Genomic DNA, 15,655 nt, shown 5'->3' with positions numbered 1-15,655 from the left:
CGCTCAGTCCCCCTTCATCTCGATTTCTTCCAGATCGACATGATGGGTCACGCCGCGGCTCAGGTCGATCAGGTTCAGAATGCTGTAAAGGACCATCAGCCCACCGCTGACCGGCAGCGCCAGATAGACCCAACTCATCGGGATCTGCATCACCGCGCTGGTTTGGCGCGAGGCGATATTCACCGCCTTCATGCCGCCATAGATCAGCACGGCACCCGCAAACAGGATGAAGATCGCACCGATCAGCAGATCCAGACGCAGCTTGCCCGATTGCGCCAGCCGGTCGCGCAACATGTCCACCGACAGGTGGCTGCCCTGACCCGTGGCATAGGCCGCACCCAGCATTGACATCCAGATGACGCCGTAACGCAGCATTTCCTCGGTCGTCGAAGATGGCTGGTTCAGCGCATAGCGGCTGATCACCTGCCAGGCCAGCACGATCACCAGCCAGGCAAGAAGGGTGCAGCAGACGAACCCCAGCAGAAAGTCCAGCCCGCGGCGCAGCGCAGACATTACTTGACCCCTCCGGCGGCACGGATCGCCTCGACGACGGCTTTCTTGTCTGCATCCAGTTCTTCATACATCGGCGCGACCGCTTCGCGGAACGGTGTCACGTCGACCTCGTAGAAATTGACGCCCATCTCGGCGGCGGCAGCCTTTTCGGTCTCGATCGAGGCATCCCACAGCGTTTTGTGGAAATCGGTCGATTCCTTCGCGGCCTCAAGCACGGCGGCGTGGTGTTCTTCGGACAGCCGGTCCAGCGTCATCGTACCGATCAGCAGGATGTCGGGGATGCGGGTATGCGCGTCATAGCTGTAATGCTTGGCGACCTCGCCATGGCGGGCGATGGTCAGTGCGCTTTCGTTATTTTCGGCGCCATCCAGAATGCCCTGCTGCAACGAGGTATAGACCTCGGCCTGCCCCATCGCGACGGGGGTGGCGCCCAGCAATTCCGTCATGCGGATCGCGGTCGGGCTTTGCAGCACGCGGATTTTCAGGCCCTTCAGGTCATCCAGCGATTCTACCGGCACCTCGGTCGTATAGAAATTGCGCGCGCCGGAATTGTAATAGGTCAGCCCGACAACGCCCTGATCGCGGGTCGAATCGTAGATCGGCTGCATGATCGAGGCGTCGTCCAGCGCCGTATAGTAATGGTCCTGGCTGTCGAACAGATAGGGCATGGCAAAGATGCCGTAGACGGGACCAAAGCTTTCCATCAGACCTGCCGACACCTTGGTCATGTCCAGCGCGCCGCCTTGCAGCATCTCGACCATCTCGCGTTCGCCGCCAAGCTGGCTGTCGGGGAAGAACTGGACAGTCACCTCGCCCCCGGTCTTTTCCTCGACCAGCTCGCCGAATTTATGCATCGCCTCGACGGTGGGCGCGGCATTCTGGGCATAGCCGAAACGCAGCGTTTCTGCCGAAGCCGCGCCTGCGGACAGGATCAGCGCAAGTGCTGTCAGCGTCTTGATCGGACGGTTCATTGGTTTCTCCTCCTTCAAAATGACTGCGCGGATCAGATGTAGCCGCGCAGATATTCGGCCAGCGCAAACATCGCCATCGCCTGCCCGTAAGGCATCGAGGTCAGCTTGATCTGGCGGTAGTAATCCAGGTCCTGCCCCATCGCGGTGCCGAAGGATGTGTTCAGCAACTCGCCCTCGGGGCTGATATTGTCGATGACGCCCTTGATCGCGCGTTCCGCCACGGGGGCGTAATCGGGCGGCAAATAGCGGCGGCGTACGCCCTTCAGCAGGCCATAGGCGAAACCCGCCGTGGCCGAGGCTTCCAGATAGCTGCCCGGATCGTCAATCAGCGTGTGCCAAAGCCCGCTGTCATCCTGCGTCGCGCGCAGCGCAGCGGCCTGCCGGTGAAGCAGCGACAGCAGATGACGGCGCAGCGGATCGGTTTCAGGCAGGTCCAGCATCTCGACGAATTCGGGGATCGCGATGGTGATCCAGCTGTTTCCCCGCGCCCAAAGAGCACGCGCGAAATTGTGGTTGCCGTCAAAGCTCCAGCCATGGAACCACAGCCCCGAGGCGCTGTCGGCCAGATACTGGGCATGGACCTGGAACTGATACTTCGCCTCTTCTACATAATGCGGCCGGTTCAGAACCTGACCGATCCGGGCAAGGGGAAGCACACTCATCATCAGCGTGTCGTCCCAAAGCTGCTGATCGTTCACGCTGTTATAGGTGATATGCTGAAAACCGCCTTCGCGGGTGCGCGGCATTTCATGCATGACCCATTCGGCCCAGACATCCAGATAGGCCTCCCATTGCGGGTTGGGGGTCAGCGCGTGCAGATTGGCCAGCGTCAGGAAGGGCGCGACGGTGTTGATATTCTTGGTCGGCATGCCTTCCAGCAGCCGGGCATCGAACCAGTCGCGTATGATCCCCATCGCCTTTTCGCTGCCGCTGAGCTGCCAGTATTTCAACAGTCCGTAAAGCCCGATCCCATGGGTCCATTCCCATCCCGCCCAGCCCTTGGTGTCGATTACCCGGCCATCGTCCAGCCGCAGCAGGAATTCGCCGGTTTCATCGGTGATGCTCACCAGGTTGTCAGCCAGACGCTCGATCAGCGCGGCAACCTCGTCACGGGCGACAAGGCGGGTCTTTTGCCGCAGAAGCGGATGCATGGTCGGTCTCCTCCTGATGCATTCAAGAATTTCGGAACAACGTTTCGAAAATCAGGGAACCATAATCCGTTTTGAAAATCAATTGGGAAATTCGTTTCTGGTAATTGAAGGGATATAGGTCGTAACTATTTGATAAATAGTCATTTTATTCCCGATCGTAAAAGCTTGACAGCATGTCCCATGAAATTCAAAATAAGGTTCCGCAAATTATTGAACGACTCGATGGCCAAGACTCCGCAAAAAACCGAAAACGCCGCAGCCGTTCTGAAGGTGTTTGCCGTCCTTGAATCGCTGGCCGAGGATCGGCGCGCCAGCCTTGGCGATATCGCGCAGCGGGCGATGACCTCGAAGACCACGGCGCACCGGCTGCTGCAAACGATGGTCGATCTGGGTTATGTCGAACAGGAGCCGGAGACCGAGAAATACGGCCTGACGCTGAAACTGTTCGGCCTTGGCGCCCGCATCCTGCGCGGGCAAGAGGATCTGCTGCGCGCCGCCGATCAGGCCATGGCCCGGCTGTCGCGCGCCACGGGCGAGGCGATCAATCTGGGTGTGATGGACGAATTCGACCAGCGCGTGGCCTATATCCACAAATACGATTCCGCCTACAGCCTGTCGATGCAATCTACGCTGGGTAAACGGAACCCGCTGTATTCCACCTCGCTGGGCAAGGCGCTTCTGGCCTTTCGCGACGATGCCGAAATCCGTGACCGGCTGACGCAGATGGAGATGCGCAAGCTGGCCCCCCGCACCATCACAGACCCCGAAGAACTGTTCGCGCAGTTGCAGCAGGCCCGCGCGCAGGGCTTTGCCGAAGAGATCGAGGAAAGCGAGGCCGGGGTGCGCTGCATGGCGGTGCCAGTGCTGAATTATGCCGGACGTTCGGTCGCGGCGATCAGCATCGGCTTTCCGCTGGTCCGCTTCGATGAGGCGCGCAAGCCTGAATATGTCCAGATGCTGCTGGAGGCCGGGCGTCAGGCATCCTCGGCGCTTGGTCACGGCTAGCCCCCCTCGACCACAGCAGCCCAATCCGCCGCATAGCCCGCCAGCGCAGGATCAGGCGTGACCGGGCGCGTATCGGGCGCCGCCCCGTTGTCCATGCATAACAGCGCCGCCCCGGCGGATGTCCCTGTGGCCGAGGCCGCGATCTGTACGCCCTCGGGGCGTAGTGTGGCCAGCATGGTGCAATAATCCGGGTTCCGCCCGAACGGCCCTTCGATGATCGCGGGGCCGCGCGCACCGATCAGCCGCAGGCAGGTATCGGTCATCAGCGCCAGATACCAGGACAGCGCGACCATCCGCGCGGCCTCATCGGCGGCATCGCCGGTCCAGCGCATTGCCCGGCCCTGAAACGGGCCGGATCCCGGCTCGACCGCGGGCAGCAGCATCAGGCCCCGCGACAGGACTGCGGCCCGGTCGGCATCTGTGGGCCTCGCATCGCTGCCGTTGCGGACAAGCTCGAATTCACGGCCGCCCATGAAACGGGCCGAGGGCACGGGCTGGCCAAGCGCATTCACATTGACCAGCACATCCCGCGCCGGATCCAGCGGCATCCGGTCGCCGCCCATCGCCATGGCAATCACCCATGTCCCGGTCGAGACCACCGAAAACGCCCTCTGCCGGCCCAGAACATAGGGGTAAAGCGAGGCATTGCTGTCATGGATGCCGACCGCGACCGGCGTGCCGGGACGCAGCCCGGTTCCTGCGGCCAGATCGGGGCGCAGATGGCCCAGCACCTCATTCGCGCGCCGCGCCGGGGCCAGCTTCCCCGCCAGTTCCAGCCTGTCGGCCAGTTCCGAGAACCGACCCTGCCACGGATCCCACAGATCGGTATGGCAGCCCAGCGAGGACACATCGCTGGCCATCTCGCCGGTCAGACGCCAGCCCCAATATTGCGGATAGGTCACGACATGGGCGATGCGCGCGGCCAGATCGGGCTGGCTGTGCAGCAGCCAGTGCAGCTGCGCGCCCAGATTCAGCCCGCCCGGCAAACGCGGCGACCCGGTCTGCGCGAAATCCGGGCGCAGCGCGTCATATTCCGCGGCCAGATCGCCGGGGCCGGGATGTTCGTAATCCAGCATCGGCACCGCCACCTGTCCCGCATCGTCCAGCAGCACCGCCGCCGCGCCATGGGTGGTGACCGAGATCGCATCGACGCCATGGGCTGCGTGGAAAGCCGAAAGATGGTGCAGAAAGAAATCCCAATGTCCGTCCAGATCGACATGGCTCCATGGCGGGCCGGGCAGCGGGCGGTTGGGGCGGGTGACCACGGCAATCTCGGCCAAGGTCTCGCCTTCGACCAGCGCCAGCTTGGCATTGGTCTTGCCGATATCGATGACGGCGATCCGGGTCATGGCAGATGGAACATCGGGGTCAGCGGCACGGCGACGGGTTCATTATCCGGGTGGGTCTGCATGATGTCGGCCATATGCGCCCACCATTTCCGCATCACCGGATGGGCTGGCAGATCGTCCATGCCGTGATCCTCGGGGCGCGACAGCATACCGAACAGCGCACCCGTTTCCGGGTCCGGATGGATCGAGTAATCGCTGACCCCCGCCTGCCGCAGAAGATCGACCAGTTCGGGCCAGATCTCGTCATGGCGGCGTCGGTATTCATCGGCCATGCCGGGATTCAGCATCATGCGGAACGCGTATCTCTGCATCACCCCCTCCGCAGCATGGACCACAGGCGCGGCAGCGCGATCACCCCTATCAGCAGCGCGCCGACGATGATCGACATGACGATGCCCGGCACGTTCAGAAGGCCCAGACCGAATGTCACCAGCCCCATGACCAGCGCCGCGATCACCACGCCCGGAATACTGCCCGAGCCGCCAAGGATGCTGACCCCGCCCAGAACGACGATGGTCACCACCTCAAGCTCGAACCCGGTCGCGATGCTGGGCCGGGTCGAGCCGAGGCGCGAGGTCAGGCAGATCGCGGCGATCCCGCTCATCAGGCCGGTCAGCAGGAACAGGATGAACCGGATCCGATCCACCCGGATGCCCGAGAAACGCGCGGCGGTGGCGTTGTTGCCTATGGCATAGACCATGCGCCCGAAATTGGTGAGGTGCAGGATGACGCCAAAGACAATCGCGGCAAGGGTAAAGATCACCATCTCGACCGTGATCACCCAGAAGACATAGCCCTGCCCGAACCATGCAAAGCTGGCGGGATAGCCGGTAAAGGCGCCATCGCCCAGCACGATATAGCTGATGCCCCGGAACAGGCTCATCGTGCCGATGGTCACGACGATCGAGGGCAGGCCGAAACGCGCGACCAGCAGCCCATTGAAGGCGCCGCAGGCCAGCCCGGTGCCCAGCCCCAGCAGCACAAGAACCGGCGTGCCGGCCCCCGCCGCCATGGCCAGCCCCATCACGGTCGAACACAGCGCAATGGCCGAGCCGACCGAAAGATCGATATCCCCCGCCACGATCAGCATCGCCATGGCGAATGCGATCATCGCCTTTTCGGTAAAGTTGAAGGTGGCGTCGGACAGGTTCCAGGGGTCCAGAAAATAGGGCGAGGCCAGCGAATTGGCGATGAAGATCGCCGCCGCCACGATCAGCAGCAGCATCTCCCAGCTTTTCAGGGCGCGGGCTGCCGGGCTGATCAGCCGGTCGGGGATATTGCGGCCCGAGGCGGCCGGGACCGAGGTGGTGGTTGCGTCGCTCATGTCCGGTGCTCCGCCCGTTTCAGGATGATGCGGCCCGGATCGCGTCTGCCGCGTGCGTTGAAGGCAATGGCGATCAGGATGGCGCTGCCGGAAATCGCCATCTGCCAGAAGGGCGAGATGCCGACGACCGGCAGGGCATTCTTGATGATGCCCAGAAACAGCGCGCCCATCACCGCGCCCGCGACCGATCCGGCCCCGCCCGCAATGGCGATGCCGCCGATCACGCAGGCAGCGACGACGTCCAGTTCGAACCCGCCGGCGATATCGACATAGGCGACGGCATAGCGCGCCACCCACAGATAGCCGGTCAGCCCGGCCAGCGCCCCCGCCAGCACGAAGGCCGCGAATTGCGTCCGCCCGACCGAGATGCCGGTATAGACCGCGGCATGGGGATTGCCGCCCACCGCGTAAAAGGCCCGGCCCAGCGGCGTGCGCAGCACCAGCAGCGCGAATCCCGCGACGATCAGCACCGCAAGCCATGCCATCACCGGCAGCCCGGCGATGACCGCGCGGGGAAAGGCCTTGAAGCCCTCGCTCATCTGGTGGGCGTTGATCCATGCGCCGCCGGTCAGCAGGAAGATCGCGCCGCGATAAATTGTCATCGTACCCAGCGTCACCACGATCGAGGGGATGCCCAGCTTCCACACCAGCAAGCCGTTCACCGCCCCAAGGCAGGCGCCCAGCCCGATTGCCGCCAGCAGGATCAGCGGCAGGGGCACGCCCATGCCGTCCAGCAGCGCCGCGACCATGCCGCACAGCGCCAGATTGGCAGCGACGGACAGGTCGATGCATTTCGTCAGGATGACCGCCATCTGGCCAAGCGCCAGCAGGATCAGGGGCGAGGTATCGGTCAGCACCCCCGCCAGATTGCCCGGCGTGACAAAGGCCGGAAAGCGGCTGGCGATCACCGCCAGCAGCACCAGAATGGCCAGCGCCAGAATGGCCTCGCGTGATTTCAGGACGGTCATGCGGCCTCTCCTCTGTCCTGCGCAGCGATGCCGACGGCCGCACGCACCAGATTTTCCGGCGTCATCCGGTCACTCGCGAATTCGGCGGCAATGCGCCCCTCGCGCATGACGATGACGCGGTCGGACATGCCCAGGATCTCGGGGATTTCGCTGCTGACCATGATCACGGCCAGCCCTTCGGCGGCCAGTTCCGACATGAAGTCATGCACGGCGGCCTTGGAGCCGATGTCGATGCCCTTGGTCGGCTCATCCAGAATGATGACGCGGGGGCGGGTGGCCAGCCATTTGGCGATGACCACCTTCTGCTGGTTGCCGCCCGACAGAAGGCCGACATCCTGATCCAGACTGGCCGCGCGCAGATCCAGCCTTTGGGTATATTCCCGCGCCAGCGCGAATTCCTGCGCCAGCCGGATAAAGCCGTTGCGGCTGGTCCGCGACAGCGAGGGCAGCGTGACGTTCTGAAAGATCGGCATGCCCTTGACCACGCCCTGACGGCCCCGATCCTCGGGGACATAGACGATGCCCGCCTCGACCGCCTGGACCGTGCTGCGGATCACGCGCACATCCTCGCCCATCCGGCAGGCCCCTTTCGAGGGCTGGGTGATGCCGAACAGCGATTGCATCACCTCGGACCTGCCCGCGCCGACAAGGCCGTAGAAGCCAAGGATCTCGCCCTCATGCAGGGTAAAGCTGATATCGTCGAATTCGGTGGGATGGGAATAGCCGGCCACCGTCAAGGCGGGCGGGCCGATCTGCGCGGGCCGCTTGGGATAGATCTGATCGACCGCGCGGCCCACCATAAGCTGGACCAGCTCGGCCTCGCTCGTGCCCTCCATCCGGCCCTCGCCCACGAACTGGCCGTCGCGAAAGACCGTCCAGCGGTCGGCGATGCGGAAGATTTCGTCGAATTTATGGCTGATGAACAGGATCGCCTTGCCCTGCGCCTTCAGCTTTTCGACCAGTTCGTAAAGCTCGGCGATTTCCTTGTGGGACAGCGCGGCGGTGGGTTCGTCCATGATCACCACGCGGGCGTCGATGGACAAGGCGCGGGCAATCGCGACCAGATGTTTCGAGGCGATCCCCAGATCGCGCAGCCTGACCGCCGGGTTCAGATCGGCGCCGATCCCGCGCAGGATATCGCGGGCGCGGTCCTGCATCGCCTTGCGGTCGATCAAGCCAAAGCGTCCGCGCGGGGCATGGCCGATAAAGATATTCTCGGCCACGGTCATTTCATCGAACAGGACGGTTTCCTGATGGATCGCCGTGACACCCGCATCGCCCGCCGCCTGCGCGGTGGGAAAGCGCGCCTCGGCCCCATCGACCATGATCTGCCCCTCATCGGGCTGATAGATGCCGGTCAGCAGCTTCACGATGGTTGACTTGCCGGCGCCGTTTTCGCCGATCAGCGCGGTGACCTGACCGGGGTAAAGGTCCATCTGCACCCCGTCCAACGCCCGGACACCCGGGAATGTCTTGACGATGCCGCGCAGCGACAGCACCGGCTTTTCGGTTTGAGCCAGCATTGGAAATGTCCTTCAGGAAAGCAGGGGCCGGCGCGGGACCGACCCCGGATGCAACTCAGAAGATCGAGCTGAACTCGTCCACATTGCTTTCGTCATAGACGAAGGGATCGGCCATCGCGGCCTCGGTATTGTCGTCCAGCGTCGCCTCGCCCATGCGGCCCATCGGAATGGTCGCGCCGGGTTCCGCCGTCGCATCGCCCTTGGCCAGATGATAGGCGATCATGGTCGCCGAATAGCCCAGATCGATCGGGTTCCAGATGGCGAACGATTTCGAGGCACCCGATTTCACATGCCCCGCCATTTCCGAGGGCAGGCCCAGCCCGGTCACGTTGACCTCGCCGATCTTGCCGGCATCGGTCACGGCCTGCGCGGCGGCCACGATGCCGACGCTGGTCGGCGCGATGATCGCCTTCAGATCGGGATAGGTCTGCATCAGGCCCTGCGCCTCGCGATAGGATTTGTCGGCCAGATCGTCGCCATAGACGGTGCCCACGACCTTCACATCGGGATAATTGCCCGCAACCTTGTTCATTTCCTCGATCCAGGTGTTCTGGTTGGTCGAGGTGGTGGTGGCCGACAGCACCGCGACCTCTCCGCCTTCGGGCAGGTTGTCGGCGGCCAGCTTGATGATCATGTTGCCGATCAGCGGCGCCGAAGACGGGCTGAGATGCATCTGACGCCCTTCTGCCGCGACGCCGGAATCCCATGAAATGACGGTGATCCCGCGTTGCATCGCCTTTTTCAGCGTCGGCACCAGCGCGTCGGTATCATTGGCGCTGACGGCGATGGCATCGACCTTTTGCGCGATCAGGCTGTTGATCACCTCGATCTGGCCTTCCGCCGTCGTGTCGGTGGGGCCGGTATAGATGATCTCGACATCGCCCAGTTCTTCCGCGGCTTCCTGCGCGCCCTTGTTCGCGGCCTCGAAAAAGCCGATGCCAAGCGCCTTAACGACGAGCGCGATCCGCATGTCCTCGGCCTGGGCCGAGCCTGCGATCAGCGCCGTCGCCATGGCGGCGGTAGTCAGGGCTTTGGTCAGTATGCTCATATCGTGTCCTCCCCTGATGAGCGTGCTTGCGCGTTAATCCTCCGCGCGCTTTTTACGATCCGTCGCGGCCACCTCGGTCACGATCAGACGGATTTCCGCAGCCTCCAGCATCCTGGCTGAGCGGTCGTCGATGCCATCATCGGTGATGACGGTGTGAATCCGGGCCAGCGGGCACAGCAGCAGGCTGGAGCGCTGGTGAAACTTGGAACTGTCGGCCAGCACGATCAGTTCATCCGCCTGGTCGATCAGCTTCTGTTCGGCCTGAACCAGCAGCGGGTCACCCTCCATCAGCCCCAGCGGGCCAAGACCGCGACAGCCCATGAACATGCGCCGGGCATAGAAATGGTTGCTGCCATCGGTGTCGAAGGGCGACAGGATGATGTTCTGTTCGCGATAGATGGCGCCAGCGGGCAGCATCACCGTGTTCTTCGACTGCTTCAGCAGATGTTCGGCAATCGGAAAGCTGTTGGTAAAGACCTGCAACCGCTTGGTCGTCAGAGGGTGAACCATCTGAAAGGTGGTGGTGCCGCCATTGATGATGATGGCATCGCCGTCGTCGCACAGATCGACGGCGGCCTGCGCGATTGCGCGTTTTTCATCGATATTGATCGTTTGGTTCACTGCGAAGGGCCGGGCATTGATGCCCACGAATTGCGACGGCGCGATGGCTTCGGCCCCGCCACGCACCCGGCGCAGCTTTTTCGCCATGTGCAGCGTGGCGATATCGCGACGCACCGTCGCCTCGGACGCGCCGGTCAGCGCACAGATATCGGCCACCGTCACGACGGGGCGTTCCTGCACAGCCGACAGAATGATCCGATGGCGTTCAGTTTCCAGCATGGCGTCCTCCCTTCACGGCAGATTTCCATCATCGACACGCATTGTCAATCATTTTCGATCCTCTTTCCTGTCATAATTGCGAATATTGATTGTTAATGATCGAAAATGATTGACTTGCGGGCTTATCAAAGCGTATTTCAAGCGTGAAGGCGCGGCGGCCCGCCGGCGTCAAGGGGAGGCTTCCATGACTGATACTCTTACGGCTAACCGGCTGGAAAACCTGTGGGATGACGCCAAGGCGGCCCAGATGAGCGAATCGGAAAAGCTGCTCTATCGCTCGAATCTGCTGGGCTCGGACAAGCGGGTGACCAATTACGGCGGCGGCAATACGTCGGCCAAGGTGATGGAAACCGACCCGCTGAGCGGCGATCAGGTCGAGGTGCTGTGGGTCAAGGGATCGGGCGGGGATATCGGCTCGATCACCATGGACGGGTTCGCGACCCTTTATATGGACAAGTTGCGGGCGCTGAAGGGCAAATATCGCGGCGTCGAGTTCGAGGACGAGATGGTCGGCTATCTGCCGCACTGCACCTTTGCGCTGAACCCGCGCGCCGCATCCATCGACACGCCGCTGCATGCCTATGTGCCGCGCAAGCATGTCGATCACGTCCATTCCGATGCCATCATCGCCATCGCGGCCTCGGTCAATTCGCGCGAATTGACGGCCGAGATCTTCGGCGACGAAATCGGCTGGCTGCCCTGGAAGAAGCCGGGCTACGAGTTGGGCCTGTGGCTGGAAAAATTCGCGACCGAAAACCCCGACGCCAAGGGCTGCGTTCTGGAAAGCCACGGACTGTTCACCTGGGACGACGACGCCAAGGGCTGCTATCTGACAACGCTGGACATCATCAACAAGGCCGCCGCCTGGCTTGAGGCGAAAACCGCAGGCAAGCCCGCATTCGGCGGCGAAAAACGCCCCACCCTGCCCGAGCAGCAGCGGCGCGAGGTCGCGGCCAAGCTGATGCCGGTGATCCGCGGCCTGGTCTCGAAAGACCGCCACAAGGTCGGGCATTTCGACGATCAGCAGGCAGTTCTGGAATTCGTCGGCTCGCAGATGTTGGAGGATCTTGCGCCGCTGGGCACATCCTGCCCCGACCATTTCCTGCGCACCAAGATCCGCCCGCTGGTCGTCGATTTCGACCCGGCAAACCCCGATCTGGACGCCACCATCGCCGGGCTGGCCGATGCGGTCTCCGCCTATCGCGACGATTACAAAGCCTATTACGACCGCTGCAAACACTCCGACAGCCCGGCCCTGCGCGACCCGAATGCGGTGGTCTATCTGATTCCGGGCGTGGGCATGATCACCTTCGCGCTGGACAAGGCCACGGCGCGCATCTCGGGCGAATTCTATGTCAACGCGATCAATGTGATGCGCGGCGCCTCGGGTGTCAGCACCTATCAGGGCCTGCCCGAACAAGAGGCATTCGATATCGAATACTGGCTGCTGGAAGAGGCCAAGCTGCTACGCATGCCCAAGCCGAAATCGCTGGCCGGGCGGGTCGCGCTGGTGACCGGCGGCGCGGGCGGCATCGGGGCCGCGACGGCGGAACGCCTGCTGCGCGAAGGGGCCTGCGTCATGCTGGCCGATATCGACGCCGGCGCGCTGGACAAGGCCCGCGACGGTCTGGCCGCGCGCCACGGCAAGGATGTCGTGCGCAGCGTCCAGATGAATGTGACCGACGAGAATCAGGTCATCGGCGCCTATGCCGATCTGGCGGTGGAATTCGGCGGCGTCGATATTCTGGTCTCGAACGCCGGAATCGCGTCCTCGGCCCCGGTCGAGGATACCTCGCTGGCGCTGTGGAACAAGAACATGGATATCCTGTCCACCGGCTATTTCCTTGTCAGCCGCGAGGCGTTCCGCACCCTGCGCGCGCAGGATATCGGCGGCTCGGTGATCTTTGTCGCCTCGAAGAACGGGCTGGCCGCCAGCCCCAATGCCAGCGCCTATTGCACCGCCAAGGCGGCCGAGATCCATCTGGCCCGCTGCCTTGCGCTGGAAGGCGCCGAGGCGGGGATCCGCGTCAATGTCGTGAACCCGGATGCGGTTCTGCGCGGCTCGAAGATCTGGTCGGGCGAGTGGCTGGATCAGCGCGCCTCGACCTACAAGACCGACAAGGAAGGGCTTGAGGAAATGTATCGCCAGCGATCCATGCTGAAACGCTCGGTCCTGCCCGAGGATATCGCCGAGGGCGCCTATTTCTTTGCGTCGGATCTGTCGGCCAAATCGACGGGCAACATCCTGAATGTCGATGCCGGCAACGTTCAGGCTTTCACGAGGTAAGTGCCATGATCGACAAGACCCTGATCGAATCCGAAAATGCCGCCCGGCAGGCCGATCTGGCCGCCGACTACGACGCGCTTGGCAGCCGTCTGGCCCGCCGAGGTGTGGACATTGCCGCCCTGACCGACCGCGCCGCCGGTTTCGGCGTCGCGATTCCCAGCTGGGGCACCGGCACCGGCGGCACCCGCTTCGCCCGCTTTCCGGGCGAGGGCGAACCCGCGGGCATCATGGACAAGCTGGACGATTGCGGCGTCATCCACCAACTGACCGCGGCCACGCCAAAGGTCAGCCTGCATATCCCCTGGGACAAGGCCGATCCGGCGCTGCTGCTGGAAAAGGCGCAAGAGGTCGGGCTGGGCTTCGACGCGATGAATTCCAATACATTCCAGGACCATGCCGATCATCCGCTCAGCTATAAATACGGCTCGCTCTCGCATACCGATACAGCGACCCGGCGGCAGGCGGTCGAGCATAATCTGGAATGCATCGAAATCGGTCAGGCCATCGGATCGAAGGCGCTGACGGTCTGGATCGGCGATGGCTCGAACTTTCCCGGCCAGACCTCGCTGTCGCGGCAGTTCGACCGCTATCTGGACTCGATGAAGGCGATCTATGCCGGGCTGCCGGGCGACTGGCGGATCTTCAGCGAGCACAAGATCTACGAGCCCGCCTTCTATTCGACGGTGGTGCAGGATTGGGGCACCAGCCTGATGATCGCGCAGGAACTGGGCGATCAGGCGCAATGTCTGGTCGATCTGGGCCATCACGCGCCGAATGTGAATATCGAAATGATCGTCGCCCGCCTGATCCGCGCGGGCAAGCTGGGCGGATTTCATTTCAACGACAGCAAATATGGCGACGACGATCTGGACAGCGGCACGATCGAGCCATTCCGCCTGTTCCTCGTCTTCAACGAACTGGTCGAGCTTGAGGACACGCCCGGCCTCGATCTGGCACATATGATCGACCAGAGCCACAATGTCACCGACCCCATCGAAAGCCTGATCATCAGCGCCTGCGAGATTCAGCGCGCCTATGTGCAGGCATCACTGGTGGACCGCGCGGCGCTTGAGGAGTACCGGCAGGCAAACGACCCGCTGATGGCGGCGGCCACATTGCGCGCGGCCTTCCGCACCGATGTCGAACCCATCCTGGCCGAAGCCCGCCGCCGCAGCGGCGCCGCCATCGACCCGGTCACCGCCTACCGCGCCTCGGGCTATCGCGCGCAGGTGGCGGCGAAGCGGCCGAAATCGGCGGGTGGCGGCGGGGGAATTGTTTGAGAGCGCGGTGTCAGAGGGCTGCCGTCACGATGATCTCGACCCTCAACTGGTCCCGCGCCAGCCTGGCTTCGCCGCAAGCCCTGGCCGGCGCGTGGCCTTCGGAGACCCAGTCATCCCAAACCTCATTCATTTCCTGAAAATCCTTCATATCGGCCAGCCAGATGATCGCCTGCAGGATTTTTTCGCGGGACGACCCCGCCTCTTGCAGCAAGGCATCCACGCGCGACAGGCAATCGCGCGTTTGCTCGGCAACGCTGGCCCCATCGCCGACCTGACCGCAAAGATAAACCACGCCGTTATGGATAACGGCCTTGCTCATCCTTGCGCCTGTATGCATTCGTTTGATCATGATTTTCCCTTTCATGCCGATATGTCTTTATCGTTATCCTGCATCGCCGCGATCTCACCAAGTGTGACGGGCTTCAGCGGTGGACGGATACGGTAATAGCCGGTCGCGTCCTCGGATTGTTTATTCGCGGCGGCCAGAACAGAGTTCACCGTCAGACCGCAATAGCGCCCCTGACACGGCCCCATTCCGACCCGACCGAAAGCCTTGGTCTGATTTGGGCCAAGACAGCCGAGCCCCGCATAGCGACGAACGTCGCCCGCCGTGACCTCTTCGCAGCGGCAGATGATCGTCGCATCGGCTGGGGCCAGTGCCCCCGGATAAGGCGGATAGGCCGTGTCGAGAAACGGTCGGATTGCCTGCTCATTGCGCAAGCCTCGCAGGAAAGGCGCGGCCAGCCGGTCACGGGCATCCGCCGCCATCGCCTTTAGCTGAAAGCCGGCCTGAAGCGCGGCCAACCTGCCACGTAGCGCAGCAGCCTTTGCCCCGGCGATTCCGGCGCCATCCCCGGCCACAAAAATACCGGGGATCGAACTTTCCCCCCATTGATCGGTTTCAGGGCGAAAGCAATGCTGGGCAGCGTCCCAAGTATGCGTCATGCCAAGCGCGCGGCTTGCCTGCACATTCGGCACGACGCCATGATGCAGCAGAACCGTATCGCATTCGATCCGATGACGCCGCCCCCCGCAGTCGAGTGACAAGGCCTCGGCATGGTCGCGCCCCTTGACACTCAATCCGCTGGCGTGGCGATAGCGTGCGATACCCGACGCGCGAATTTTGCGCATCATCGCAGCGCCCTTGGCAAGATAGTGCTAGGCTCCAGACTCGTTAACTTTCATAGCCAGAAGAGGACAGTTGCGGCGAGAGCGATGGCCGAGAAGAAGGTTTCCGGGCATCTGTCGTAACGGGTTGCCACGCGCCTGCAGTCCTTCAAGCGTCCAAACATGATTTCGATGCGGTTGCGGCGTTTGTATCGGCGCTTGTCATATTTGACTGCCTCCTTACGGGATTTCCGGCCGGGGATGCAGACCTTTATCCCCTTGTCTGTCA

16 protein-coding genes are annotated in these 15,655 nt (G+C 62.9%); 3 read left to right on the top strand and 13 right to left on the bottom strand.

What is annotated here, in order from left to right; genetic code table 11:
• Positions 1 to 3: 3 nt before the first annotated feature.
• The 3 genes from IT41_RS16055 to bglB are packed head-to-tail and all read right to left on the bottom strand — an operon-like array spanning position 4 to position 2,635.
• Positions 4 to 513 carry a TRAP transporter small permease gene (locus tag IT41_RS16055; RefSeq protein WP_036743292.1) on the bottom strand — a complete coding sequence of 170 codons (510 nt, stop codon included), beginning with the start codon at positions 511 to 513 and terminating at the stop codon, positions 4 to 6.
• Positions 513 to 1,484 carry a TRAP transporter substrate-binding protein gene (locus tag IT41_RS16050; protein ID WP_036743291.1) on the bottom strand — a complete coding sequence of 324 codons (972 nt, stop codon included), beginning with the start codon at positions 1,482 to 1,484 and terminating at the stop codon, positions 513 to 515. The genes IT41_RS16055 and IT41_RS16050 overlap by 1 nt, the downstream gene beginning before the upstream one ends.
• A gap of 32 nt (positions 1,485 to 1,516) precedes the next feature.
• Positions 1,517 to 2,635, bottom strand: coding sequence for a beta-galactosidase BglB (gene bglB, locus IT41_RS16045; RefSeq protein WP_036743289.1), 1,119 nt, complete (start codon positions 2,633 to 2,635; stop codon positions 1,517 to 1,519).
• 222 nt (positions 2,636 to 2,857) lie between these two features.
• On the opposite strand from bglB, the gene kdgR reads away from it, so the two are divergent.
• On the top strand, positions 2,858 to 3,640 hold the full coding sequence (kdgR, locus tag IT41_RS16040; RefSeq protein ID WP_036743314.1) for a DNA-binding transcriptional regulator KdgR: 783 nt from the start codon (positions 2,858 to 2,860) through the stop codon (positions 3,638 to 3,640).
• Here the strand turns inward: kdgR and IT41_RS16035 are convergent.
• The 7 genes from IT41_RS16035 to IT41_RS16005 are packed head-to-tail and all read right to left on the bottom strand — an operon-like array spanning position 3,637 to position 10,692.
• Positions 3,637 to 4,989: an FGGY-family carbohydrate kinase gene (locus IT41_RS16035; protein WP_036743287.1), complete on the bottom strand. Its 1,353-nt coding sequence runs from the start codon at positions 4,987 to 4,989 to the stop codon at positions 3,637 to 3,639. The genes kdgR and IT41_RS16035 overlap by 4 nt on opposite strands.
• On the bottom strand, positions 4,986 to 5,300 hold the full coding sequence (rhaM, locus tag IT41_RS16030; protein WP_036743285.1) for an L-rhamnose mutarotase: 315 nt from the start codon (positions 5,298 to 5,300) through the stop codon (positions 4,986 to 4,988). The genes IT41_RS16035 and rhaM overlap by 4 nt, the downstream gene beginning before the upstream one ends.
• Entirely contained in the window at positions 5,300 to 6,313 is a 1,014-nt protein-coding gene (locus IT41_RS16025; protein ID WP_036743283.1) for an ABC transporter permease, read from the bottom strand. Before IT41_RS16025 ends, rhaM begins: the two co-directional genes overlap by 1 nt.
• Positions 6,310 to 7,281, bottom strand: a complete 972-nt coding sequence (locus IT41_RS16020) for an ABC transporter permease (protein WP_036743281.1) — start codon at positions 7,279 to 7,281, stop codon at positions 6,310 to 6,312. The genes IT41_RS16025 and IT41_RS16020 overlap by 4 nt, the downstream gene beginning before the upstream one ends.
• Positions 7,278 to 8,804 (bottom strand): sugar ABC transporter ATP-binding protein, encoded by a 1,527-nt coding sequence (locus IT41_RS16015; RefSeq protein WP_036743278.1) that lies wholly within the window; start codon positions 8,802 to 8,804, stop codon positions 7,278 to 7,280. The genes IT41_RS16020 and IT41_RS16015 overlap by 4 nt, the downstream gene beginning before the upstream one ends.
• 55 nt (positions 8,805 to 8,859) lie before the next feature.
• Positions 8,860 to 9,852, bottom strand: a complete 993-nt coding sequence (gene rhaS, locus IT41_RS16010; protein ID WP_036743276.1) for a rhamnose ABC transporter substrate-binding protein — start codon at positions 9,850 to 9,852, stop codon at positions 8,860 to 8,862.
• Between the two features lie 33 nt (positions 9,853 to 9,885).
• Positions 9,886 to 10,692, bottom strand: a complete 807-nt coding sequence (locus IT41_RS16005) for a DeoR/GlpR family DNA-binding transcription regulator (RefSeq protein WP_036743274.1) — start codon at positions 10,690 to 10,692, stop codon at positions 9,886 to 9,888.
• A 184-nt stretch (positions 10,693 to 10,876) separates the two neighbouring features.
• Here IT41_RS16005 and IT41_RS16000 point away from each other — a divergent pair, with 184 nt between their 5' ends.
• Positions 10,877 to 12,979, top strand: a complete 2,103-nt coding sequence (locus IT41_RS16000; RefSeq protein ID WP_036743272.1) for a bifunctional rhamnulose-1-phosphate aldolase/short-chain dehydrogenase — start codon at positions 10,877 to 10,879, stop codon at positions 12,977 to 12,979.
• A gap of 5 nt (positions 12,980 to 12,984) precedes the next feature.
• Positions 12,985 to 14,259 (top strand): L-rhamnose catabolism isomerase, encoded by a 1,275-nt coding sequence (gene rhaI / locus IT41_RS15995; protein ID WP_036743269.1) that lies wholly within the window; start codon positions 12,985 to 12,987, stop codon positions 14,257 to 14,259.
• Positions 14,260 to 14,269: 10 nt separating this feature from the next.
• Here the strand turns inward: rhaI and IT41_RS15990 are convergent, their stop codons facing one another.
• From IT41_RS15990 to IT41_RS15980, 3 genes are all read right to left on the bottom strand, one after another.
• The gene (locus tag IT41_RS15990; RefSeq protein WP_036743313.1) at positions 14,270 to 14,608 is read right to left on the bottom strand and encodes a RidA family protein; all 339 of its coding nucleotides are present in this window, start codon (positions 14,606 to 14,608) and stop codon (positions 14,270 to 14,272) included.
• 11 nt (positions 14,609 to 14,619) lie between these two features.
• Entirely contained in the window at positions 14,620 to 15,393 is a 774-nt protein-coding gene (locus IT41_RS15985; RefSeq protein ID WP_052081690.1) for an NAD(P)/FAD-dependent oxidoreductase, read from the bottom strand.
• A 47-nt stretch (positions 15,394 to 15,440) separates the two neighbouring features.
• The coding region (locus tag IT41_RS15980) for an IS5/IS1182 family transposase (protein WP_036743267.1) at positions 15,441 to 15,655 on the bottom strand (215 nt) is incomplete at its 5' end.

The sequence above is a fragment of the Paracoccus halophilus genome (genome assembly GCF_000763905.1).
Lineage (GTDB): Bacteria > Pseudomonadota > Alphaproteobacteria > Rhodobacterales > Rhodobacteraceae > Paracoccus > Paracoccus halophilus.
The sequence above is the reverse complement of the archived record's forward strand: the minus strand, read 5'-3'. Positions and strand labels throughout refer to the sequence as shown.

Excerpts from the sequence above, each read along its gene's own strand:
- IT41_RS16055 (WP_036743292.1), bottom strand. The coding sequence starts at position 513 with ATGTCTGCGCTGCGCCGCGGGCTGGACTTTCTGCTGGGGTTCGTCTGC.
- IT41_RS16050 (WP_036743291.1), bottom strand. The coding sequence starts at position 1,484 with ATGAACCGTCCGATCAAGACGCTGACAGCACTTGCGCTGATCCTGTCC.
- bglB (WP_036743289.1), bottom strand. The coding sequence starts at position 2,635 with ATGCATCCGCTTCTGCGGCAAAAGACCCGCCTTGTCGCCCGTGACGAG.
- kdgR (WP_036743314.1), top strand. The coding sequence starts at position 2,858 with ATGGCCAAGACTCCGCAAAAAACCGAAAACGCCGCAGCCGTTCTGAAG.
- IT41_RS16035 (WP_036743287.1), bottom strand. The coding sequence starts at position 4,989 with ATGACCCGGATCGCCGTCATCGATATCGGCAAGACCAATGCCAAGCTG.
- rhaM (WP_036743285.1), bottom strand. The coding sequence starts at position 5,300 with ATGCAGAGATACGCGTTCCGCATGATGCTGAATCCCGGCATGGCCGAT.
- IT41_RS16025 (WP_036743283.1), bottom strand. The coding sequence starts at position 6,313 with ATGAGCGACGCAACCACCACCTCGGTCCCGGCCGCCTCGGGCCGCAAT.
- IT41_RS16020 (WP_036743281.1), bottom strand. The coding sequence starts at position 7,281 with ATGACCGTCCTGAAATCACGCGAGGCCATTCTGGCGCTGGCCATTCTG.
- IT41_RS16015 (WP_036743278.1), bottom strand. The coding sequence starts at position 8,804 with ATGCTGGCTCAAACCGAAAAGCCGGTGCTGTCGCTGCGCGGCATCGTC.
- rhaS (WP_036743276.1), bottom strand. The coding sequence starts at position 9,852 with ATGAGCATACTGACCAAAGCCCTGACTACCGCCGCCATGGCGACGGCG.
- IT41_RS16005 (WP_036743274.1), bottom strand. The coding sequence starts at position 10,692 with ATGCTGGAAACTGAACGCCATCGGATCATTCTGTCGGCTGTGCAGGAA.
- IT41_RS16000 (WP_036743272.1), top strand. The coding sequence starts at position 10,877 with ATGACTGATACTCTTACGGCTAACCGGCTGGAAAACCTGTGGGATGAC.
- rhaI (WP_036743269.1), top strand. The coding sequence starts at position 12,985 with ATGATCGACAAGACCCTGATCGAATCCGAAAATGCCGCCCGGCAGGCC.
- IT41_RS15990 (WP_036743313.1), bottom strand. The coding sequence starts at position 14,608 with ATGATCAAACGAATGCATACAGGCGCAAGGATGAGCAAGGCCGTTATC.
- IT41_RS15985 (WP_052081690.1), bottom strand. The coding sequence starts at position 15,393 with ATGATGCGCAAAATTCGCGCGTCGGGTATCGCACGCTATCGCCACGCC.